The organism is Pedobacter sp. 05T44 (genome assembly GCF_056395985.1).
In genome coordinates this window covers 25,874-47,906 of sequence record NZ_JBFTKO010000003.1, presented here as the reverse complement: position 1 = coordinate 47,906, position 22,033 = coordinate 25,874, and the positions used below count along the sequence as shown (strand labels likewise).

Here is a 22,033-nt window from a genome sequence, read left to right as displayed (position 1 = left end):
CATATAGACGAGAATCATGATCAATGTTAGTTCCCGCAAAAAACACAAAGGAACCATCGAGATAATAAGCTTGTTTCGATTTAAAATTCAACCTTAGCCATTTCTTAGACAAGCTTTTTTGTTTTTAGCGTTTTGATTGTTGATGATCAAAATGAGCTATCTCCATAGTGCTTTTCTCGAGGCTAAAAACAGCTTAAAATGAGCCTATTGACCACTTTTCAGCGAAATCGACTGATCATTTTGGGCCGTAATATTAGGCCACATTCCGCGAAAGAGGTGGCCACATATGGAATAGTCCCCAAGACACACGATGATACAATGAATCGTAAACAAGCCAGATAGCACTCAAACAGTTCTTCAGCGAAAATCTTATCACTGCTTAATAAAAAATCCGGCTTCGCGTCAATACAATAAACTAGACAAATTCTAAGACATCCACCAAGCCAGGGGAACCGCAATCAAATTAAAGGTTGCATGTAGTAAGATGCCGTATTTTAGACCATACTTCACTCTAAGATACCCCATGGTTAAACCTCCAAAAATCTGGGAGCCAATGTAAAAAATGAATGTTGGGTCTGCCAGGGTCAATCCCTTGGCATTTGTGATATGTACGTATCCAAATAATATGGCTGTATAATAAAATAAGAAAACATAATACATCCTGAAGACCTTCACTTTCTTCAATCTGTTCAATTTGCTCATTACCAAAACAGTTGTTAGGCCAATCAGCAACAATCCAATGGCAGTAAAAAATAATGCATAGTCATTCTTAGTAAAAGTCCAGGCTACGATTTCAAGAGAGATCAATACAAATAAGATACTCCATTTAGGTTTACGCAATTGCCATCTGAATAGCAATTCCTCAGAAATCGGGGCAAATACAACACCGAAGAACATAGCCAGGAGAAACCCATACTTAAAGATGTCGAATTCTTCATATTCCCTGATTAATTTGAAATGCAGTAGCGTATAGTAGATTACTCCTATGAGCGTAGCAAATGCTATATCTAAAACTAATAACCATAACAAATCCTTCCATAGCATTTTCTTGTCCTTACTTAAAACAAGTAAGCGTGGGGACTTTAAATATTGCAAATAGGCAGAGAGCGATTCCAGCATGTATCAGAAAAATAAAAAGACAGCAATAATTAGAAGATCACATTGAGCACTTTTTGTTTCCAGCTCAGGTGGTTGTTCAGCTGCTTAGGATCGGTAACCACTATCTGAGGTTTATCCTTATGCAGAGATAGCTTACCGTGTACACTGATCTTTTTGTGCTGGTATAATTTCAAGACATCCCCGCCAAATTTGTCATAATCCTTTTTATCGATGAACACCGAAATCAGCTGATTTGGGAAATTGCCACCAACATTCAGTAAAGTATGATTTTCAAAAGCTCGTCCATCATAAACAGAATCTACCAGAACAACTTCTTTCCCGGCAGCCTTAGGAATATCCTTTAATTCCCAGTGGCCAATCACCTGATCGATCTCGACTTCCTGAGCTTTTAACCCAAAGGAAGTGGACACCAATAAACAAATCAATAAAAGCGTTTTCATGCACTAAAGATAGGATATTGGAAATGAATTTAGATATTCTTTTCGGTTCTTTAAATGCTTAAGTTTTTTTTATAACCTTTTGAGAACCAGACGATCTTTGGATCGGATTTATATAATTTTTTGTTAAACTTTACTACCTAGGTGTTGACGAATGGGGAGGTCGATACTTGCGATAGCTAATGGATTTTGAATAGATCAAATAGATAGATTTGAGATATTTATATTTAGTAGTATTATTTATTTGTTTTGTTTCTCTTGTGTCTTACTGCTGTCACTCAGCTGAGAAACATACCGAAATTGGTTCTTAAAGATGATAGCGGCACTATTTAATCTGAATTTACATTTTTTACAATTCTTTTTACAATGTTGTTGATGCCGAAATGGGCTGTTTAAATTAGGTTTGGGTAAATAACTATATTCAGATGAAAACTAATTTATTATTTCAGATGCTAATGTGCTTTTCGCTGGCGGGTTATGGCCAGCAAAAGGAAAGCTGGGTAGACAAGCCGATTTCTGAGTGGCCGAAGATTGCGCTGATCAACGAGGTGCAGTTTAAAAATGGTGACCGCTACGTTCATCCTTCTTTTAAGTATGCGGGTACGGGTTTTTTAATTGACAATGGTAAGGACACGCTGGCGGCGACTGGCAAGCACATCCTCTGGATCGCAAAAAATAAACAAAGCAAGGCGACTGAAGTCAATGCTGCGCTTAAGGAATGGGTGATGAGGCCAAAAGGTGATACACAGGATTCGGCGGTGATCGGCAAATTGCTGAATGAAGACCCGAATGAAGTGCTGGAGGCTAAGGGCTCTACCATACAGGACCGGGACTGGATTGTGTTTACAGTGAAAAAGAGTTCGTCAAATTTATACCCCTTGAAACCCCGCTATACACAAGTGAAGCCGGGAGAGAAGGTCTATATTCTGAGTTGTGCCTATGATGACAGCCTGTGTACGGTTCATGAAGGAAAAGTATATCAGAAATACGGAATGGATATCCTCATTGAGCGGGACATGAAGACGCATAAGGGCGGCTGCAGTGGTTCGCCGGTAATTGATGCCAATGGTTACCTGATCGGGATCATTACGGGCAGTGCGGGTTCTAAGGTTGGGAATGTTTCTGTAGCGATCTCCAATGAATACCTAAAGGATGTGCTGGATAACAAACCGGGGCTTAATGAGCCAAAAAAGGATTATGGGGAATTGGTTTACAATACAGTAATCAAAGATGGTGTTGGGGCGGCGACCAAGCTGTATCAGAATCTGGTTAAAGATCCAAAGAATTATTATGTGTACAATTTGCGCAGCCCAAACCGCAATGGCCTGAGGGAAACTGCAGAAAAGCTGTTGGCTGAGGGGCGCAATGAAGATGCTGTGGCGATCCTGAAGTTTAACATCAAAGTGAACCTCCATTTTTATGAGAATTATAACTTGCTGGGCAAAGCGGAGCTGGCGGTTGGAAATAATACTGGTGCCATAGCCGCGTATCAACAGTCGGTAAAATCAAATGACAGTAAAGACAATGAGGCTCATGCCGCGCTGGAAAAATTAAATGCTAAACCTTAAAAAAATGAAAAAGAAATATTTAGTGTTATTGGCCGTACTGTTCTGCTTGGCAAATACAACTATGGCAAGGCAGCAGCCAGCTGCCAAGCCGATTGTTTACAAACTGGATGCGAATACGAGCAGGCTTTTGTGGAAGGCTACGAAGGTCAATGGCGGGCACAATGGTTTTTTAGTGTTTTTCGGGGATATTGTATGCCGATGCCAAGGGCAAACTACCGAGCGGGAATTTCGTAATGAATAGCAGCTCAACCGTCAAAGTAAACTTCAGGTTTGGATGCTCAAACTGATCAGTATATACGATGATACAATGAATCGTAAAACAAGCCAGATAACCCTCAAACAGTTCTTCAGCGGAAAGTGTTAGAGGGACTTGTTTGCCATTTTTAATTGTGCCTATCAAGTGGTAGCCTATGAAAAATAAATTCAAAATATCGGACGTACTGTAACTTTATTCCTCTTGCTACCTCTAATTTTAAATCAGTTAAAAATATATACAATATGGGGTTATTTTCAGCATTAATGGGCAATGCCGGCGCGGTAAGTCAGAACGAGGTAAGGAAAAACTACGGGACACTGCTTACAGCTAATGAAGAGATCGAAATGGGGTTTAAATTGATAAGGGACACTTTCATCTTTACCAATAAAAGACTGATCGTTGTTGATGTTCAGGGATTGACGGGAAGCAAGACGGAATATGTTTCTATTGCATATAAAGCGATTAGCAGATTTAGTGTGGAAACAGCTGGTACTTTTGACCTGGATGCGGAATTAAAAATCTGGGTATCCAGTGAAACTATTCCAAGTATCCGTAAGAAATTCAATAAATCAGTGAATGTTTTTGAGGTACAGAAAGTACTTGCACATCATGTTTTAGGATAGTTTCTATTCCGGGAAAAAGAAAAAGCGGGAAGTCCGGCAGCAATTGATCCCTTTTAGACAGATGCGGCTTATATTCCATTTAAGGGTTTGACCTTACCGGACCTGGAGGACTGGTATGACCATAAATATTTGAAAATAGAGGCATTTAAATGTTCTCCTATCACAGGTGAAACGAAATTATGATCATAAGTTATGGGTTTCGTATTTTCCGGTAGCTTTTGTCAGGTCGATTCTGAATACGACAAGGCTGGTGTGTTCCTCAGTCTGAATTCCATGCGAGGTTTCTTGTGAGGGCCGGCTGGTTAAAGGCATAATCCGGTGTATAATACCCTGCATGGCCTGCTGACGTTCCTCACCAGTCAGTTCAACAAAATCTCCCCAAAGAATAGCACTTTTCCAGCGAAAGGTATCCTTGATCTGGTCTACCTGAAAGCATACCTTTGGATTGGCACGCATCATCTTAATTTTCTTTCCATTCCCCGAATGCGCATAAACCGCGTTGTTTTTGTACACATAATTAACCGGTACTACATACGTTTCACCATCGGAATGGCAACCGATCCTGCCAATCACCTGGCTTTCCAGTAAATCAATAAGCTCTTTTTTATTAAGGTCTCCTAACATTTTCTATGATTGATAAATTTTAAACCCAATTTAATTTTCAGTAAACAATTGCCATATTGATGTTTGTTTAATCCAGCTATTTATTCTTATATAAGCGTATCCTAAATCAAATATGGAAAGAAGGTATGGAAATAAATATGATCTATATCACTTTTAGTGAGGTATTTAGCAAGCTCAAAATTCTGAATGAGGTTATGTAGCTTAAGGAGTGAACAACTGCTTTTTCCTTTCTTCCCTTATTTCATCTTTATCATGATTCGCATTCGCGGTTTCAAATTGAAAACTTCAGCAAATGACCTGCATTCCGCAATTGTTACAGCCCCGAATAGGGTTGATACGATCAGTTCATTCTATGGGGTAAAGGCTAAAAACCTACTTCGGCAATATCGTGATTACCTTAGTGATTTTAAGAGCTGGGACCAGAAATCACATGCAAAATAATGGCTGTTATATCCAGAAAACCTGGGTGAACAGCTTTCTATAGACGAAACTAGTCTTTCTCATGGTGAACTTTACACGATCCTTATCAACAAAGCAGCAAAAGGTAAGAAAGGAGCCATTGTTACCATTGTAGCAGGCACCAAAGCGGAAACCGTCATTTCAGTACTGAAAAAGATTCCGGAAAGAGCAAGAAAAAAAGTAACTGAAGTTACCCTGGATAGGGCAGGTAATATGGAATTGATCTGCAAACGTTGTTTTCCTCAGGCAAACAGGTTTCAAAGCATTTAATACAATTGCTCGCTCGATACAAAACCACTATTAAACTATTCTCAACTACTTTGACAACAAATCTACCAATGCTTCAGCGGAATCTTTTAACGCAAAAATAAAGGCGTTTAGAAATCTATTTAGGGGTGTGAAAAACATAGAATTCTTCCTGTACAGACTAACTCAACTATATGCTTAGCAAGCAAAAAATCATTCTCGCTCCACAAGTTTTGGGATTGATCCCATTGAAATTGGAGCGGAAATGTGCCTTTTAAAGCAGAAAAGCTCAATTTCGTTATGAAATTGAGCTTTTCTAAGTAGTGGTATGGGCCGGGATCGAACCGGCGACACATGGATTTTCAGTCCATTGCTCTACCGACTGAGCTACCGTACCTACTTCCCGTTTGGGATTGCAAATGTAGTGTCTTTTTTTGGATGACAAAATCTTTTTTTAAAATAATTTCACTTTGTCGCATTAGTAGTTGATTATCTGTGTGTTTATTTTTTTTTGTTATTCTCTATCCAAGCTTTTTCCTTCTGTTGGTCCGGTACTGATTTGGAGAAATGCGCATACTTTTTTTGAATAATCGTGAAAAATGAAAAGGATCGTCATAACCAAGAGAAGTAGCTATCTCTTTTATTTTGGTTTCCGAATTGTATAGGAGTACACATGCCCTTTGCAATTTCAGGTGAATCAGGTAATCCATTGGAGACATACCTGTAGACTTTTTAAACATTTTTGAAAAATGTGAGGTAGACAAGTTGTTTTTACTCGCAAGATCTTCGACCGTAAGTCTCTCACTTAAATTGCTCTTCATGTACGCCACAGTTTCCTTAATCATATTCTTTTCATCCTGAACTTTAACGCTACTATGCTTTTCGGGATAAAGAAAAGTAGCCAGAAGATGATACATGCATAAATTTGTATTTGTTAGATTTTCTTTGCTATAACCAAGTTCTAAATTTTGGTACATGGATTCCCAAATTTGGATGCCCTTTTCATTCAATAAAATTTGCTGTGCACCATCATAAAGATTAATGTTAAATTCCTTGTTAAAAGTATCGATGTCCTTCCCACTAAAATGTACCCAATAAATTGTCCATGGATCATTTATGTCTGCTCCATAACTCATGGCTACTTTTGTAGCTGGTACAATAATAAACTCATTCGGACCAACATCTAAGCGCTTGTCATTGATGATGAACCATCCTTTTCCTCTGGTACAATAGATCAGTATATTATCGGTACAGCCCTCGGGTCTTTCTCTATAATGGTAAGCCGCTTTTGGGAAATAACCGATATAGGTAACATATAGTTGATTCATTACGCGATTACCCTTAATTACACTTTTCCACGCAGAGGCTGGGATACTGATGTATTTTTCTCCCTCAAATCCATCTTGTATTTTTTTCTCGTTCATGTGTCATGTATCTAACAAGTATAGGGATTATTCTTCTTATTTGGGTTTGCTATTTGATGGGATTGATCATTCTTAGTCTAGCAATAGTATTTTATTAGTGTATTCTTAAGATATGATAATGCTATTGATAAGTGAATAGTTCATGTCGATGAATGTTTTTGCTATTTTTTTATTTGTGTCTGTCGTCTATTTTTGTTTAATCCTTAACTTTTTCAACAGAGATAAGATAGTTTAATCCATTCTTTTTTAAAGTTTGTACATTTTAAAAGAAATCAAGACCAGCTACTTTTACCTTCATATAGCAACCAAGTATAACAAACCGAATGACTAGAAGACTATTTTCGCTATTTTTTTTAACAGCCTATGCTACTTTAAAAGTTAGCGCGCAACAAAAGCCATTAAATTTATGGTACGACAAACCTGCACAAATATGGGAAGAAACTTTGCCTCTAGGTAATGGAAGATTAGGTATGACTCCAGACGGCGGGATATCGAAAGAGAAGATTGTATTAAATGACATTACACTTTGGTCGGGTGGTCCTCAGGATGCTAATAATTACGAAGCTTACAAAAGTTTGCCGAAGATACGAGAGTTGATACTTCAAGGAAAAAACGATGAAGCCCAGGATCTTGTAAATAAAGATTTTGTTTGTAAAGGACTGGGTTCTGGAGGCGAAAAATGGGGCAAATACCAGGTGCTCGGAAATCTCGAAATTGACTTTAACTACGGAAACCTAAAGCCTGACGAAATAACTCCTGAAGCATATCACAGAGAATTATCTCTGGATAAAGCGATAGCCAACTGCAGCTATAAAGTAGATGGAGTAAACTATAGAAGAGAGTATTTTACAAGCTTTAGTGGGGATATTGATGTGATCAAAATAACAGCTGATAAACCCGGAAAATTAAATTGCAAAATCTCTATTAGCAGATCAGAAAAATCAGTAGTAAAAACCGAGGGAACTGAATTGCAAATGTATGGTCAACTTGATAATGGGACTGATGGCAAGGGGATGCAATATCAGGCCAGGGTAAATACAAAGTTGAAGGGGGGAAAGGTTACAGTAGATCGGAATGTTCTTATTGTAAAAAATGCAACAGAATTAGTTATTTACGTTTCTGCTGCAACAGATTTTAAAGGATTTGCATTTAAAGAGAAAACAAAGCAATTGTTATCTGCTGCTTTAAAAACTCCTTATGAACTCCAAAAAGGGAAACATATCTTAAATTATGCCAAGCTTTTTAAAAGAGTAAATATAGATTTGGGACAGGGAAAATCAGCTAAGTTTCCCACTAATAAAAGGTTAGACCTCTTTTATAAGAACTTTGCAGATGATAAATCTTTACCTGTCTTATTTTTTCAATTTGGTCGGTATTTAAGTATAAGCAGTACCAGAGTAGGCTTGCTTCCCCCAAACCTTCAGGGGTTATGGGCAAACCAAATCAATACACCATGGAATGGCGATTACCATTTAGATGTGAATGTGCAAATGAACCACTGGCCGGTTGAAGTATCAAACCTTTCAGAATTGAATTTGCCACTGGCAGAATTGGTTAAGAGTCTTGTAAAACCAGGAGAGAAAACCGCAAAGGCATATTACAATGCCGATGGCTGGATTGCCCACGTTATTACCAACGTGTGGGGCTTTACAGAGCCAGGAGAGAGTGCCTCATGGGGGGCAACAAATGCGGGATCAGGCTGGTTGTGTAATAATTTGTGGGATCACTATGCTTTTAGCCAGGATGTTAATTATTTAAAAAGTATTTACCCGGTTTTAAAAGGCTCTGCTAAATTCTATAAAAGTGTATTGATAAAAGACCCAAAAACTGGTTGGTCAGTAACCTCGCCATCGGTATCGCCCGAAAACACGTTCTATCTTCCAAATGGTAAAACGGCAAGTATATCCATGGGACCTACCATTGATAATCAGATTGTAAGAGAATTGTTTACTAATGTAATTACAGCCTCAAAGCTTTTAAATGTAGACGCAGAGTTTAGAAACGAACTGCAGGAAAAACTGAAATCTGTTCCTCCGGCAGGGGTAATCAGTAAGGATGGAAGAATTCAGGAATGGATAGAAGATTATAAAGAAACAGATTTACAGCACCGTCATATATCACATTTATATGGTTTATACCCAGCGTCATTAATTACACCTCTTTCAACCCCAGATCTTGCTGAGGCAGCAAAAAAAACACTTGAAGTAAGAGGCGATGATGGCCCTAGCTGGACCATTGCTTATAAACTATTGTTCTGGGCCAGACTACATGATGGGAATCGCGCATTTAAGCTGTTTAAAGAGATTTTAAAACCCACCTTGAGAACTGATATCAACTACGGTGCAGGTGGTGGTGTTTATCCTAATATGCTTTCGGCAGGTCCTCCTTTTCAAATTGATGGAAACTTTGGCGCAACAGCAGGAATCGCAGAGATGCTAATACAAAGTCATGACGGCTTTATTGATCTTTTGCCCGCTGTGCCTGATGCCTGGAAGGCTTACGGATCGATTAAAGGTCTAAGAGCAAGAGGAAATTTTACAGTTGATATGAGTTGGAAAGAGGGTAAGATTATCAGTTATCGCATCAGCTCAAACCATCCAAAAAGGGTAAAAGTTAAGGTAAATGGAAAGATCAGTGAGATAATGGCTTCCAGATTGTAATAAAATTGATAGCTACAATCAATTTGTGATGTATTTTAATAAAGATTAACCCTGTTTTGATCTGAGTTGATCAGGTTAGTCGCATTTTCTTCATTTTTTTTAGTATTTTTCTCTAACAAACCTAAAAACTAACCGACATGAAGAAATTTTCCCTAATTTTTTCCTGTTCCTTTTTTCTCGCATTTTATAGTTTTGCCCAGCAAGTTATCAGGGGTAAGGTAATGGATGCAAGTAACGGAACAGGAATTCCGGGCGCAAGCGTGCTCGTTAAAGGTGCTTCAACTGGCACCTCAACCCAATCCAACGGTTCTTATAGTATTTCAGTCCCTGCAAATGCCACAACTCTTGTTGTAAAATACCTTGGGTTTATTAGTCAGGAAGTAGCTATTGATGGTCGTACCGAAATCAATATCTCATTGATGCAAGACTCTGAGTCATTATCAGAAGTGGTAGTAACTGCTCTGGGTATTAAACGAAGTGAGCGCTCTCTTGGTTATTCCACTCAGGAGGTAAAAGGTGATAACCTAACGCTTACCAAAGAGCAGAATGTAATTGGTTCCCTTGCCGGTAAAATTGCAGGAGTGCAAGTTGTAGGGTCATCAGGAGCCAGCATGGGGGGTACCCAAAAGATTAAAATCCGTGGGGTTAATTCCCTTGCAGGCTCAGATCAACCCTTAATAGTGGTTGATGGAACACCGATATCTAACAGTAATTTCTCTAATGGTGGGGGAGGTGCTTCAGGTAGTGATGGAAGTTATACCGGTGCTGATTATGGAAACGTTGCTCAGGATATAAATCCTGACGATATTGAATCAGTGAACGTATTAAAAGGGCCAGCAGCATCAGCGCTTTATGGGTTACGCGGGCAATATGGCGTTATAATGATCACTACAAAAAAGGGAGCAAAAGGACCTAAAAAAGTCGATGTTCAATTTAGTTCTGCATTTTCAATTGAAAAGGTTGGGAATCTGATGCCAATGCAAAATTTATATGGGGCAGGTTCTAAACAAACCTGGAATACGCTTGATAATGGCCAGAAATATGTTCAGATGGATTATGATGAGAGCTGGGGCCCAAAAATGGATGGTACACCAGTTAGGCAAGTATTCAGTTTCTATCCTCAGGATCCTACATACGGACAGGAAACTCCGTTTGTTCCTCATCCTAATAATATTAAGGATTTTTTTGAAACAGGAAACAATGCGGTGAATAGCATATCTGTTTCCGGAGGTGGAGAAAATTCAACATTCAGGCTAAGTTATACCAATGGAAATATAAATGGAATTGAACCAAATACCTGGCTTAGAAGAAACAATCTAGGACTAAATGCTTCCCTTGATGTAACAACTAAGCTTACGGCATCTGCTAACATAAATTACGCAGGTAATAAAGGTCAAAGACCTTCACAAGGATATGATGGAGGGTCAAGAAACTTTGTGCAGTGGTTTCAACGGAATATAGATATGAAACGTTTGAAAGACTATAAATACGCTGACGGCACGTTTCTGCACTGGAACTTGGATGTGCCTAATTCCGATGGTTCGTTAGATAGCTACCAGCCTTTATACTGGAATAATCCGTATTTTGAAGCGAATGAGAACCTAAATAATGATGATAGAGATCGCATATTTGGTGATATTGGTTTAACTTATCAGGTTTTGCCTGAATTGAAATTAAGCGGCTTTGTCAGAACTGATAGCTATATTCAGAATATTGAGGAGCGGTCTGCCGTAGGTGGTCGTTATTTAAGTTCATTCTCTACTGGCAAATACCAGAACAAAGAAATGAATTATGAATTTCTTGGTCAGTATAATAAGAGCTGGGATGACTTTTCATTAGCTGCCAATATTGGTTCTAATATTTATACCCGTAAGTATAACTATTTACTTGAAAAAACAGAAGGGGGTTTAATTAGTCCCGACTTTTATAATATTGCGGCCTCAAAGGATAGGCCTACTGTTACGTCGTACCTACTTAGGCAACAGATACGAAGCTTGTATGCAATGGCATCTTTTGGATATAAAAACATCTATTATTTAGATGCATCAATCAGAAATGATAATACATCCACCTTGCCTAAAAAGAATAATTCTTACTACTATCCATCGGTTTCGGGTAGCATGGTCTTCGGCGAATTGTTAAAATGGAAACCGCTTTCATATGGAAAAGTACGACTTAGTTATGCAATTGCCGGATCAAATGTTAGTCCTTATAGAACGTCATTTGTATATGGAATTGGTGGTATATATGATGGTCCTCTAGGGACTATAAATACTATTTATGTCCCTGATGATATTAAAAATCCTGAATTAAAACCATCATTTGCTCATTCTTATGAAGCCGGTCTTGATTTGAAGTTTTTGAATAATCGTTTAGGAGTTGACTTTACGTTGTATAAACAGCAAAATAAGGATCAGATTATTGAGTTAAAAGTTTCGGGTACAACTGGATTTAATACTACTATAATTAATGCAGGTGAGATAGAAAACAAAGGGGTTGAACTCACCTTAAATGGGTCACCGATAAGATCTCAAAATTTCTCATGGGATGCTGCTTTTAACTTTGCACATAGTAAAAACCTGATTAAAAAGTTGGGTACTGATTCAAAGGTTTATCCAATTAGCTCAAATACCTATGCCGGTAAGTCAGTGTTCCTTAATTCTTATGAACTGGGCTCGTACGGAAGCCTTATCGGGCAGGCCTACCAGCGTGATCCTGCAACTGGTAAAATTCTGCTAGGAGCTAATAATATGCCACTTTACACACCCGCTACTCATAATTTTGGAACAGTGCTACCTCAATACACTGGCGGATTTCTAAATACATTTAACCTCTGGAAATTTAGTATAGCGGCGATGATTGATTTCCAAAAAGGAGGCCGATTCTTTAGCTGGTCCAAAATGCTTGCCCAAAAATCAGGACAGGCGGAAGAGACTGCTGCTATGAATGACAAGGGACATAATATTCGTGATGCTGTAGCTGAGGGTGGAGGGATAAAGATTAATGGCGTGTATGCTCCAGGCACTGTAATAAATGGCACTGATGTTAGTGGACAGGAAGCCAGTCCTTATGTTGAGGCAAGGGCCTACTACAGAAACACTCTAGGAACAAATGTGTATGAAGAGTATCTATATGATGCCTCATATATTAAATTAAGAGAATTAAGTATAGGATATACGTTTGACAAAAAAATGTTTTCTAAACTGCCTTTCCGATCACTTAAGCTTGCTTTTATTGCACGTAATCCTGTTATGATATGGCAAAAAGCACCAAAAGGACTGGACCCATCAGAACTATCAAGTGGAAGTTCATCCATCAGCTGGCTTGAAACGGGAGGACTGAACACAGTTCGTTCATATGGCCTTAACTTGAATATTAACTTTTAACATAGGCAGTCATGAAAAAGATAAATAAATCAGTATTATTCGTAGCGGCAACCGTGTTCTTGTTTTCTGGTTGTAATAAATTCGACGAATCCATAAACAGAGATACAAATAATCCAACGGTTGCCTCTGGTACCCAATTAATAGCAAACTCAGAGCTTAGTTTGCCTACTTTGAGCTCATCCCCTCAGGGAGAGTATTATGCTCAATTTCTGTCAGAAGCATTATATCCCGATCTCTCTCTTTATAATAATGTTAACTTCAGCTTTTATACGCTGTATACAGGCCCGTTGCAGAACCTGGAATCGGTTCTAACTTCTCCATCTTTAGTGCCATCAGAGGGGCCCATAAGTAACCAGCTTGCGGTTGCCAAGATCTTAAAAGCTTATTTTTTCTGGCATATAACAGATAGATGGGGAGATGTTCCATTTAGTGAGGCTTTAAAGGGAAAAAATAATTATACCCCCGCTTATGATACACAACAGTCAATTTATAATAGTCTCTTTAAGTTACTGGATGAAGCAAATTCACAAATTGTTGCAGGTGATATCTCAAACGATATTGTTTATAACGGAAACATGGAGCGATGGAAAAAGCTGGGAAATACCCTTCATTTATTAATAGCACTCAGACTTTCAAAGATAGATCCGAATACAGGAAAAGTGGAATTCAATAAGGCTTTAGCTGCGGGTATTATGGAGTCTAATGAAGATAATCTTGTCTACAAACATTTGGCGAATGCGGCTAATGAAAACTATTGGTATGATCAGATTTCAAACCAAAACCGTAAGTGGTGGGCTTTAAGCAAACCATTGGTAGATTATATAAAACCACTTGACGACCCAAGACTCAAGGTTTATGGGGATGCCAATAAAGTCGGAGACTATACAGGGTTAGAGTTTGGACTTGTAGAGGGCGTTGATAAAAAGGACCCCTCGTTACTGGGGTTAGCTATTCGTAAACAGGACGCCCCGGTTTACCTGGTTACTTTTGCGCAGGCTCTTTTTGCTAAAGCTGAAGCTGCAAAAATGAACTGGATTCCAGGGGCAGATGTCGAAGCTAAAACAAATTACGACATGGGAATTGAACAGTCCGTTAGGCAATGGAACAATGATGATATTAGTGGTCTGGCAAAAATGAAAGCACATGCCGAAATTCAATATAATCCTGCAAATGGCCTTAAACAAATTGCCTACCAGCGTTGGGTTCATTTATTTATGAACGGCTTTGAAGCATGGGCTGAGTGGAGAAGGACTGGTTATCCTGAACTGAGCTCACCCGTAGGTAATCCAGCTAAAGCAATTCCTAGAAGGCAGGCGTATCCAACAGAAGAATCATCTAACAACAAAGCACATTATTCTGAAGCGATCCAGCGACAATTTAATGGTACCGATGATTTAACTGGGCGATTATGGTGGGATAAGCCTTAAGACGCAAATTGGTTATGTCAAAATCGCTTAATATTTAGACAATTGTGTAAATCTTTTTATAAGCAAATCATGCTTTCTTTGAATTAACCGAGACACAAGCCAAATCTGAATAAGAAACCATCGTAAGTAGTAGCTTTAGAAAGTCTTCTTATGATGGTTTCATCTCTTTAATGCCAGGCGCTCAGAATACCAATCATTTAATTTTTTTAAAATAAATTACCAAACGATTTGGATTAATTCTAAATAATAGTAACCTTTGCAATATCAAGAGTTTAAATGTGAACATGCAGGATTTAGTTATACTACCTTCAATCAATTTTACAGAAGTATTTAATACTAACAAAGGTGCCATCTATCAATCAGACAGTGAGAACTGCTGGTATATAGATTTTGCCGGTAAACTTGCTCGTTTCGATTATCGTAACTTACTTAAACTTAAAAAAGCAGTTTATCAGATCGATATAGAAAATTTGCTTTTAAATAGCACCAAAGCACCAGATCTTGAAATCATTTTTATCTGCGCTTGCGATCATTGCTATGTACTTTCTATCCTGGAAATTATTGCTTTAAAAGAGCTATTACAAGGTACATTTGTAATGTTAGAGCTTAATCACATCATATTCGATCGTTTGCATCGTATAGTTGCCTGATTAACTTAGAATTAGAATCTTTCCATATTACTCTAATATTATCTATTCTTAATTTATTGCATTATTTTTGATGTTATAATATCATTTAAACGATAGTAATTATGAAAGATATCATTCGCGCAAAGTGCTTACTCTCATCAGATGTAGAGACACTTATTAACCAGCAAATAAAAAAAGAAGCCCACTCATCAGCTATTTATCTTTCTATGGCTTCATGGTGTAATCGCAATGGATACGACTTTTCATCTGATTATTTTTTCAAGCAAGCCGAAGAAGAAAGAGCCCATCAGCTTAAATTCTATAAATATGTTTTAGATATGGGAGGTACAGCAATTTCTCCTGACATCACAAATATCAAAATTGAATATAACTCTTTCCGTGAGGTTTTTGAAGAAGCTTTGGATCAGGAAATTAGCGTAACCCAATCTATTAAAAGCATTGCAGCTCGTTGCCATAAAGAACAGGATTATGTAACTCTTGAGTTCTTAAACTGGTTCTTTAGAGAACAAAGAGAAGAAGAATATAAAGCTCGTCGTGCCCTTGAATTGTTTGATGTAATCGGAGAAGAAGGAACTGGAAGATGGCAGATTGACAAACACGTTGGCCAGATTAAATACGAAAGCGAGGCTTAATCTAATTTAGCCAGTTTACCCTGGTATTTTAAGGTACATACTGATGAAACAGTATGTACCTTTTTTTGTTTATTGATAATATAGGCCATGTCAAAGAAACATAAAAAGAACAAACACTCTAAGCAGGAAAAAAAGGATAAAAAGAAAAAAGACTGCTGTGAGAAATACCTTAGAGGAAAACGATGTAAAAATTGTCCCCTGGCCTAGCTTTGTAATCACTTTATGCTTTTTAATTCAGGATAACGTTATCGGCCAAATGATAGCACCGTCTGCAACGAGGCTCATAACTGTCCTTTTCGCCTAATAATATTTTCGATTCGCTAGCAACTTTACGGAAAGAGTACATCGCCGGACTACCACAACGAACACAAACTGCATTTACCTTTGTTACCAATTCTGCAATAGCCATTAGCGCTGGTATGGGACCGAAAGGTTTACCAAGAAAATCCATATCTAACCCGGCTACAATAACCCTTATTCCTTTTTGAGCAAGTTTGTTGCATACGTCAGGCAGGTCTTCATCGAAAAACTGAGCCTCATCAATACCGACAACCTGAGTATTGGCATCTAAAAGTAGTATTGAAGATGATGTTTCTACCGGTGTTGATTGAATTGAATTTAAATCGTGAGACACCACTGCATTTTCGTCATATCTGGTATCTGTTTTAGGTTTAAAGATTTCAACATTCAGCTGAGCAATTTGAGCCCTTCTTAATCTCCTTAATAATTCTTCTGTTTTGCCCGAAAACATAGAGCCGCAAATTACCTCTATGCTACCGCAAAACTCTCCTCTTCTGTAATTTTGTTCGCTGAATAACATCGTATTGTAGTACTTATAGCCTGCTAATATCAGAATTTTGTAGTACTTTTGAATGGCAAGTTACCAACATAAAAAGTCAATTCTTCCGTTATTAAATTATGATGAACCAAGGTGATATTTTCAAAAAAATAGGACAAATACTAAACGAACTTCAAGATCAGTACGAGTTTTTAGCTCATAATCCAGAGCAATTGAATGAGTTAGAACTGGAACTGTTTATGGCAAATGCCAATTTTTTGTCGGATCATGTTCAAATTGTAAAGAAGTTAAATAACAATAAGCCTGTAAAGGAAATACCTGAACATACTTTAGACAGTGTTGTAGAAAAGGAAGAGCCTTTAATTTCTCAAGAACCAGAGAATGTTCGGGAAGTGGAAGAAGTTAAGAACCACGTTCCGTCTTTTGAATTTATTTTAAATGATAATTCATCAACTGATAAGTTTGACTTCGAAGAAAAATCTGTTGATAGTATTTTTGACAGGCCATTAAGTAAAGAAGAAGAACGCATTATTGCTGAAAAGCAGAGGTTAATGGAAAGCAAGTCGCAGTTTGAAACAACTGATCAGCAGCCGACTGAAAAAGTAACTCAGGAACCTGCTCTTGTGACTAGCGGAATTGAAGAAGCAACAATTGACGAGGAACCAGAACCAATTCAGGAACCCGTTGTTTATAAAGAAGAACCAGTCGTTCAAGTACAGGAAGAACCAGAAGCGCTAGAACCTGCTCCAATACCTACTCCTGAACCTGTTGTTTTTAAAGCCCCTGAGCCAGCCAAAGCTTTTGTAAATGAAACTACACCAGAACCAATACAACAAGAGCCTGTAAGTAATGTAAGGCCTACCTTAAACGATATTCTGGCAGGCAAGAACAATAATAGCTCTGTTAATTTGAATTTGGAAAGCAACAAGCCCACAATAACAGATCTTAAAAAAGGAATAACTCTTAATGAAAAACTATTATACATTAAGGATTTGTTTAATGGCTATAATCTTGCTTATTCCGAAGCCATCGACCTGATCAATAAAATGCCTGATTTAAAGACTGCAGATACGTTCCTAAAAAATAACTATGCAGAGAAGAACAACTGGGCTTCAAAACAGACTACTGTAGATAAATTTTACGAATTGCTAAGTCAGCGTTTTTCATAGGCTTAGATAAAGCCCATTCTGTTTGAGTCCAGCTTAAGGAATATAAACAACAATATTGTAAAACTCCAAAGCGATGATCCTCCATAACTGATAAAAGGTAGGGGTATGCCAATTACAGGCACAATGCCTATGGCCATACCAATATTTATGAATACGTGGAAGAACAGGATACTGGCAACACAATAACCATATACTCTGGAGAATGTAGATCGCTGTCGCTCTGCAAGGTTAATTAAGCGAAGTAAGAGGAATAAGAACAATCCAATCACTACAAAGCAACCTACAAAACCCCATTCTTCTCCAATTGTAGAGAAAATGAAGTCAGTACTCTGAGCTGGAACATAACCATATTTAGTTTGGGTCCCCTGTAAAAAACCACGACCTGTAAGTTGGCCCGAACCGATAGCTATTTTAGATTGTATCACATTATAACCAACACCCTTTGGGTCTATCTTTAATCCTAATATCAGCTCTATCCTTGTACGTTGATGCGGTTTCAAAACCTTCTCGTAGGCTAGTTTTACCACAAATAAATAAGCAATTGCTATTATTGTTACAAGAATTGCAGAAAACATAACCTTCTGTTTTCGCTTGTTTTGATAAACAAAGAAACCTCCAATAAGCAGAATAGTAGGAATTAATACTTTTAATGGAACAAGGAAGTCGGCCACAAATAACACAATCATTCCTAAAAAGATCAGCAAAAAGTAACCAGATAAACCTTCTCTGTACATTGGAAACATGAAAGCCAAAAATACAAGAGCCGATCCAGCATCAGGCTGAAGCATGATAAGCACAAGAGGAATGCCCATAATCAATCCCGCAAAAGCTATAGATTTTAAATCTCTGAATTTAGGACTGAAGCTGCTAATATACCGGGCGAGCAATAGAGCCGTACCAAACTTCGCAAACTCAGAGGGTTGCAATCGAAACCCACCACCTAGTGATATCCAGGCCTGGTTACCACCGACATTTCTACCAACCACCAAAACAATAATGAGTAGTAGTACTGTAACACCGTATACAATAGGCGAGAAGACGCTAAAGAACTTGGCATCCAATAGCAAAATTGAAAAACCCAACACCAGACCCGCAATAACATAGATCAATTGTTTTCCGTAATTGCTGCCAAAATTAAACACAGAGGTGTCAGTCGTGTTATGTACTGAAGCATAAATATTTACGTAACCAACCGCACACAAAGCAATGTAAATTAGGATAGTAATCCAATCTACATTGAAGAAGAATCTGTTGCTTTGCTGATTAGTCATTTTTTTTATCTATCACTTTTTTTGGTTCAACAGCATTAATGCTTTTTTTAAGTGAATCCGCTTTTTTAGCAGAATCAATAAGGGCTGCTTTGGTTTTCACTTTTGGTTTTGGTAGCGCAGGAAGAATAACTTGTTTTTTCATCCATTCTACTCCACCTCTTCTGTTTGGAGGTATACTATCTTTAAGATACTTCTCTGTAATATAACTTGCAATTGGCGCCGCATAAGTGCCCCCGTAGCCAGCATTTTCTACAATAACTGCGATGGCAATTTTTGGATTATCTCTGGGGGCAAAGCCAATAAATACGGAGTGGTTTTTGCCACGTGGATTTTGTACAGTACCTGTTTTTCCACACATTATAATTCCATCTATTCTCGAAGCCAAAGCAGTACCCCACGGCGAATTTACTGCTTCCTGCATTCCATCAATTACAGGCCCGAAGTGTGCTGCATCAACACCAACATAGTTTTTCTTTAGATATTCCTTTCTAATCACATGATCTTTTCCGATAGATTTAACCAGGTGAGGCTTTATATAATAACCTTTATTAGCAATGGCCGCCATAATATTTGCCATCTGTAAAGGGGTTGCATCCATCTCGCCTTGCCCAATGGCTAACGAAATTACAGTTGAATAGCCCCAATACTTGCTGTACTTTTTTGAATAATAAGATGCGTCGTATAGCCTTCCTTTACGCTCTCCCGGTAAATCTATACCAAGGGTATCGCCAAGGCCCCAGAGCTTTACTTTCTTTTGCCAGTAATCATATGCTACTTGCTGATTCCTATTAAATTTTTTCTGTGTTAATAGTTTCTGAAATACATAACATGCATAAGTATTACATGATCTGGCAAGACCTCTTCGCAATGCAATATTTCCGTCAACGTGCTCACATTTAGTAGTGTGGTTTCCAACACGGAAATAGCCCGGGCAATTAAATGTGGTGTTCTCATCAATAACGCCTTCCTGTAGCCCAATCAGCGCATCTAAAGGCTTAAAAGAAGATCCTGGCGAATAATAACCTTGTATAGGACGAATGTTAAGCACACGGTTTGGATTTTTAAGTAAATCCATATAATTATTGCCCTGTTGGCGGCCAACCATTAAATTCGGATCATAACCCGGACTACTTACAAAAGCGAGGATTTCGCCAGTAGCAGGTTCTATTGCTACTATACTGCCTACCTTATTTTTCAGTAATTCTTCACCTAGTTTCTGGATTCTTACATCCAGAGAAGATATCAATTGCTCTCCTGAAACCGCCGAAGTATCGAATTTCCCTTCCGCATAACTACCCTTTGGTACATTGTGCGCATCATAAAGCATATTTACTACACCCCGTTCACCTCTTAGCGCAGTTTCATAAGCTTTCTCTACACCTGTTTTTCCTATGTAATCTCCAGGTCTGTAATAGCCTTCAGATCTTTCAATATCGGTAGGGCTTACTTCTTTTATATACCCTAAAAAGTGACCGGCTATGCTATCGGGATACTGTCTTATCGTTCTGCTTTGTACAAAAAAACCAGGGAAACGATATAGTTTTTCTGACAGCGATTGATAAATACTTACGGAAAGTTGTTTTTCAAATATGCTAGGTTGGTATCTCGACTGGTTTAAAGCTTTCTTAAAATTCTTTTTGAATTTTATGGTATCAATACCAATAATGCCACAAAGAGCAAGCGTATCAAATTCTTTTACGTCGTTAGGTATAACCATTAAATCGTATACCGGCTCATTCTGTACAAGAATCTTTTCGTTTCTATCTAAAATAACCCCACGGGCCGGAAAAGTGTAAAGCTTCCTCAACACATTACTCTCTGCAGAAAGGAAATATTTGTCGCTAAATACTTGTATATAAAAAAGTGTACCTAATAATATCAATGAAACAACAATGAATAATCCTTGTACAATATATTTTCGGTTAAACAGATTATCCATTAGCGTACCTTTCTGTTATAAAATATAAACTCGATCAAGGTAACAAGAAACAGTGTGAAAATTCCACTTAAAAGACACTTTAGTAGCGTGTATGAAAATTCAGTTAATCTAAATGTTTCTAAAAAGAACAGCACAATGTGATGTGCAAAAGTGCATAAAAAAGCATATAGAAGAAACCATTTAATGCCCATATTTCCCAGAGTAGGTTCCGGTTCATCAAAGCCATCCCTGCTTACCGTTACAGAAATAAACAGTATCCTTACAAAAACTAAAGTTACACAAGCTGCGGTATGAACACCCAATGTATCATAAAATGCATCAAGAGTTAAACCGGTAACAAAGGCGATTAAGTAAAGTAACAGGTTGGGAATTCCAAATGGAAGCAATAGCAAAAACAATATGTAAACAAAAGGAGTTGCCATATTGTAGAAACTCAAATTCCTTAGTAAAAGGATTTGAAATAAAAGTAGTATAAACCACCTGACTACGTTTGTTAATACTAATCTACTGCTCATTGGGTAATTTCGCTTCTAATTCTGTTTGTTCCTTTGCTAGTTTATTTTTAATGACGTAAACGTATTGTAAGGTACTAAAATCATTGAACAGATTGATTTCAATGGTCATGAAGTTATCTCCGGTGGATATGCCAGTGTTACTAACTGTGCCCACAGGAATGCCCGAAGGAAAAAATGAGAACCCCGATGTAACTACCGTATCCTTTAGATTTACTTTAAAGTGATTAGGAATATCTTTAATATAGGCCTTTCTGTAATCGGAATTTCTGTCGCCCCATACTAACGATCCTACCGCATTGTTTCTCTTTAGGCTCACGCTAATGTGCGTGTCCTTATGTAGTAGCGAACGTACAGTAGCTAAGTGCTCAGAAACATCCTGTACAAAGCCTACAACGCCCCTTCCTGGCGAAATGACAGGCATATTAGTTTCCATGCCATCGGCTTTGCCACGATTAATAGTGATAAAGTTATTCCGGTTGGTAATGGAGTTTTTAATAACCCTGGCCGAAAGATAAGTGTATTGAGGTACTCCGGCCGTGTCTTTTACTACAACATCCTTAGCCGTGTCTATATTTTTAAGGGCAAGTATCTCCGTCTTCAGTTTCGCATTCTCTACTGCCAGGCTATCATTTACAGAACCCAGGTTAATGTATTTTTTTAATACATTAAGGTTGTTGTACACATCACCAACAACTTTATTTGTCGAGTTAATGGTTACACTTCGTTGGTAGGAGTTGTTTCTTACGGTAAGAACAACTCCAACAGTAAAGAAAATGATGAAGAAGAAAAATGCGTTATATCTGCTTATAAAAATCCAAAGGTTACGCAT

The 22,033-nt window shown here is 38.0% G+C and carries 21 protein-coding genes and 1 tRNA gene; 12 read left to right on the top strand and 10 right to left on the bottom strand.

What is annotated here, in order from left to right:
• Nucleotides 1-426: 426 nt before the first annotated feature.
• Entirely contained in the window at nucleotides 427-1,119 is a 693-nt protein-coding gene (locus tag AC1DDK_RS06960; protein ID WP_288882217.1) for a CPBP family glutamic-type intramembrane protease, read from the bottom strand.
• Between the two features lie 29 nt (nucleotides 1,120-1,148).
• Entirely contained in the window at nucleotides 1,149-1,559 is a 411-nt protein-coding gene (locus tag AC1DDK_RS06955) for a hypothetical protein (protein WP_288882218.1), read from the bottom strand.
• 422 nt (nucleotides 1,560-1,981) lie between these two features.
• On the opposite strand from AC1DDK_RS06955, the gene AC1DDK_RS06950 reads away from it, so the two are divergent.
• The 3 genes from AC1DDK_RS06950 (at nucleotide 1,982) to AC1DDK_RS06940 (ending at nucleotide 4,003) form a co-directional block, all read left to right on the top strand.
• Complete coding sequence (locus AC1DDK_RS06950; protein WP_288882220.1) at nucleotides 1,982-3,124, top strand: S1 family peptidase; 1,143 nt, start codon at nucleotides 1,982-1,984, stop codon at nucleotides 3,122-3,124.
• A 4-nt stretch (nucleotides 3,125-3,128) separates the two neighbouring features.
• A complete protein-coding gene (locus tag AC1DDK_RS06945) occupies nucleotides 3,129-3,365 on the top strand; it encodes a hypothetical protein (RefSeq protein WP_288882222.1) in 237 nt (78 codons plus the stop codon).
• A 257-nt stretch (nucleotides 3,366-3,622) separates the two neighbouring features.
• Nucleotides 3,623-4,003 carry a PH domain-containing protein gene (locus AC1DDK_RS06940; protein ID WP_288882223.1) on the top strand — a complete coding sequence of 127 codons (381 nt, stop codon included), beginning with the start codon at nucleotides 3,623-3,625 and terminating at the stop codon, nucleotides 4,001-4,003.
• Between the two features lie 183 nt (nucleotides 4,004-4,186).
• Here the strand turns inward: AC1DDK_RS06940 and AC1DDK_RS06935 are convergent, their stop codons facing one another.
• Entirely contained in the window at nucleotides 4,187-4,627 is a 441-nt protein-coding gene (locus tag AC1DDK_RS06935) for a pyridoxamine 5'-phosphate oxidase family protein (protein WP_337717157.1), read from the bottom strand.
• Between the two features lie 186 nt (nucleotides 4,628-4,813).
• Between AC1DDK_RS06935 and AC1DDK_RS06930 the strand changes: the two genes are divergently transcribed.
• The 3 genes from AC1DDK_RS06930 to AC1DDK_RS06920 are packed head-to-tail and all read left to right on the top strand — an operon-like array spanning nucleotide 4,814 to nucleotide 5,534.
• Nucleotides 4,814-5,068, top strand: a complete 255-nt coding sequence (locus AC1DDK_RS06930; RefSeq protein ID WP_288882226.1) for a hypothetical protein — start codon at nucleotides 4,814-4,816, stop codon at nucleotides 5,066-5,068.
• Between the two features lie 3 nt (nucleotides 5,069-5,071).
• Entirely contained in the window at nucleotides 5,072-5,356 is a 285-nt protein-coding gene (locus tag AC1DDK_RS06925) for a transposase (protein ID WP_337717281.1), read from the top strand.
• 37 nt (nucleotides 5,357-5,393) lie between these two features.
• Complete coding sequence (locus AC1DDK_RS06920) at nucleotides 5,394-5,534, top strand: transposase (protein ID WP_288882274.1); 141 nt, start codon at nucleotides 5,394-5,396, stop codon at nucleotides 5,532-5,534.
• A 122-nt stretch (nucleotides 5,535-5,656) separates the two neighbouring features.
• On the opposite strand, the gene AC1DDK_RS06915 is transcribed toward AC1DDK_RS06920, so the two are convergent.
• Nucleotides 5,657-5,729, bottom strand: a tRNA-Phe gene (locus tag AC1DDK_RS06915).
• A gap of 124 nt (nucleotides 5,730-5,853) precedes the next feature.
• The gene (locus AC1DDK_RS06910; protein WP_172661256.1) at nucleotides 5,854-6,756 is read right to left on the bottom strand and encodes an AraC family transcriptional regulator; all 903 of its coding nucleotides are present in this window, start codon (nucleotides 6,754-6,756) and stop codon (nucleotides 5,854-5,856) included.
• Nucleotides 6,757-7,079: 323 nt separating this feature from the next.
• On the opposite strand from AC1DDK_RS06910, the gene AC1DDK_RS06905 reads away from it, so the two are divergent.
• The 5 genes from AC1DDK_RS06905 (at nucleotide 7,080) to AC1DDK_RS06885 (ending at nucleotide 15,511) form a co-directional block, all read left to right on the top strand.
• Entirely contained in the window at nucleotides 7,080-9,416 is a 2,337-nt protein-coding gene (locus AC1DDK_RS06905) for a glycoside hydrolase family 95 protein (protein ID WP_288882227.1), read from the top strand.
• Between the two features lie 137 nt (nucleotides 9,417-9,553).
• On the top strand, nucleotides 9,554-12,802 hold the full coding sequence (locus AC1DDK_RS06900) for a SusC/RagA family TonB-linked outer membrane protein (RefSeq protein ID WP_172661254.1): 3,249 nt from the start codon (nucleotides 9,554-9,556) through the stop codon (nucleotides 12,800-12,802).
• An 11-nt stretch (nucleotides 12,803-12,813) separates the two neighbouring features.
• Complete coding sequence (locus AC1DDK_RS06895; protein WP_288882230.1) at nucleotides 12,814-14,229, top strand: SusD/RagB family nutrient-binding outer membrane lipoprotein; 1,416 nt, start codon at nucleotides 12,814-12,816, stop codon at nucleotides 14,227-14,229.
• A gap of 284 nt (nucleotides 14,230-14,513) precedes the next feature.
• Nucleotides 14,514-14,879, top strand: a complete 366-nt coding sequence (locus tag AC1DDK_RS06890; protein ID WP_048907333.1) for a hypothetical protein — start codon at nucleotides 14,514-14,516, stop codon at nucleotides 14,877-14,879.
• Between the two features lie 101 nt (nucleotides 14,880-14,980).
• On the top strand, nucleotides 14,981-15,511 hold the full coding sequence (locus AC1DDK_RS06885) for a ferritin (protein ID WP_172661252.1): 531 nt from the start codon (nucleotides 14,981-14,983) through the stop codon (nucleotides 15,509-15,511).
• 229 nt (nucleotides 15,512-15,740) lie between these two features.
• Here the strand turns inward: AC1DDK_RS06885 and AC1DDK_RS06880 are convergent, their stop codons facing one another.
• On the bottom strand, nucleotides 15,741-16,331 hold the full coding sequence (locus tag AC1DDK_RS06880; RefSeq protein WP_048907331.1) for a thymidine kinase: 591 nt from the start codon (nucleotides 16,329-16,331) through the stop codon (nucleotides 15,741-15,743).
• Nucleotides 16,332-16,429: 98 nt separating this feature from the next.
• Here AC1DDK_RS06880 and AC1DDK_RS06875 point away from each other — a divergent pair, with 98 nt between their 5' ends.
• A complete protein-coding gene (locus AC1DDK_RS06875; RefSeq protein ID WP_288882234.1) occupies nucleotides 16,430-17,479 on the top strand; it encodes a hypothetical protein in 1,050 nt (349 codons plus the stop codon).
• 2 nt (nucleotides 17,480-17,481) lie between these two features.
• Here the strand turns inward: AC1DDK_RS06875 and rodA are convergent, their stop codons facing one another.
• From rodA to mreC, 4 genes are read right to left on the bottom strand one after another with little or no spacing between them, the layout of a single operon-like run.
• Nucleotides 17,482-18,750 (bottom strand): rod shape-determining protein RodA, encoded by a 1,269-nt coding sequence (rodA, locus tag AC1DDK_RS06870; RefSeq protein ID WP_172661250.1) that lies wholly within the window; start codon nucleotides 18,748-18,750, stop codon nucleotides 17,482-17,484.
• A complete protein-coding gene (gene mrdA / locus AC1DDK_RS06865; RefSeq protein WP_172661249.1) occupies nucleotides 18,743-20,689 on the bottom strand; it encodes a penicillin-binding protein 2 in 1,947 nt (648 codons plus the stop codon). The genes rodA and mrdA overlap by 8 nt, the downstream gene beginning before the upstream one ends.
• A complete protein-coding gene (locus tag AC1DDK_RS06860) occupies nucleotides 20,689-21,204 on the bottom strand; it encodes a rod shape-determining protein MreD (protein WP_172661248.1) in 516 nt (171 codons plus the stop codon). The genes mrdA and AC1DDK_RS06860 overlap by 1 nt, the downstream gene beginning before the upstream one ends.
• The gene (gene mreC, locus AC1DDK_RS06855; RefSeq protein WP_172661247.1) at nucleotides 21,194-22,033 is read right to left on the bottom strand and encodes a rod shape-determining protein MreC; all 840 of its coding nucleotides are present in this window, start codon (nucleotides 22,031-22,033) and stop codon (nucleotides 21,194-21,196) included. Before mreC ends, AC1DDK_RS06860 begins: the two co-directional genes overlap by 11 nt.

Bases quoted from the DNA above. Each gene is read 5' to 3' on its own strand.
- AC1DDK_RS06910 (WP_172661256.1), bottom strand. From the start codon at position 6,756: ATGAACGAGAAAAAAATACAAGATGGATTTGAGGGAGAAAAATACATC.
- AC1DDK_RS06940 (WP_288882223.1), top strand. From the start codon at position 3,623: ATGGGGTTATTTTCAGCATTAATGGGCAATGCCGGCGCGGTAAGTCAG.
- AC1DDK_RS06930 (WP_288882226.1), top strand. From the start codon at position 4,814: ATGAGGTTATGTAGCTTAAGGAGTGAACAACTGCTTTTTCCTTTCTTC.
- AC1DDK_RS06945 (WP_288882222.1), top strand. From the start codon at position 3,129: ATGAAAAAGAAATATTTAGTGTTATTGGCCGTACTGTTCTGCTTGGCA.
- AC1DDK_RS06955 (WP_288882218.1), bottom strand. From the start codon at position 1,559: ATGAAAACGCTTTTATTGATTTGTTTATTGGTGTCCACTTCCTTTGGG.
- AC1DDK_RS06880 (WP_048907331.1), bottom strand. From the start codon at position 16,331: ATGTTATTCAGCGAACAAAATTACAGAAGAGGAGAGTTTTGCGGTAGC.
- mrdA (WP_172661249.1), bottom strand. From the start codon at position 20,689: ATGGATAATCTGTTTAACCGAAAATATATTGTACAAGGATTATTCATT.
- AC1DDK_RS06860 (WP_172661248.1), bottom strand. From the start codon at position 21,204: ATGAGCAGTAGATTAGTATTAACAAACGTAGTCAGGTGGTTTATACTA.
- AC1DDK_RS06890 (WP_048907333.1), top strand. From the start codon at position 14,514: ATGCAGGATTTAGTTATACTACCTTCAATCAATTTTACAGAAGTATTT.
- AC1DDK_RS06960 (WP_288882217.1), bottom strand. From the start codon at position 1,119: ATGCTGGAATCGCTCTCTGCCTATTTGCAATATTTAAAGTCCCCACGC.
- AC1DDK_RS06885 (WP_172661252.1), top strand. From the start codon at position 14,981: ATGAAAGATATCATTCGCGCAAAGTGCTTACTCTCATCAGATGTAGAG.
- AC1DDK_RS06950 (WP_288882220.1), top strand. From the start codon at position 1,982: ATGAAAACTAATTTATTATTTCAGATGCTAATGTGCTTTTCGCTGGCG.
- AC1DDK_RS06900 (WP_172661254.1), top strand. From the start codon at position 9,554: ATGAAGAAATTTTCCCTAATTTTTTCCTGTTCCTTTTTTCTCGCATTT.
- AC1DDK_RS06875 (WP_288882234.1), top strand. From the start codon at position 16,430: ATGATGAACCAAGGTGATATTTTCAAAAAAATAGGACAAATACTAAAC.
- AC1DDK_RS06895 (WP_288882230.1), top strand. From the start codon at position 12,814: ATGAAAAAGATAAATAAATCAGTATTATTCGTAGCGGCAACCGTGTTC.
- rodA (WP_172661250.1), bottom strand. From the start codon at position 18,750: ATGACTAATCAGCAAAGCAACAGATTCTTCTTCAATGTAGATTGGATT.
- AC1DDK_RS06935 (WP_337717157.1), bottom strand. From the start codon at position 4,627: ATGTTAGGAGACCTTAATAAAAAAGAGCTTATTGATTTACTGGAAAGC.
- AC1DDK_RS06905 (WP_288882227.1), top strand. From the start codon at position 7,080: ATGACTAGAAGACTATTTTCGCTATTTTTTTTAACAGCCTATGCTACT.
- mreC (WP_172661247.1), bottom strand. From the start codon at position 22,033: ATGCGTAACCTTTGGATTTTTATAAGCAGATATAACGCATTTTTCTTC.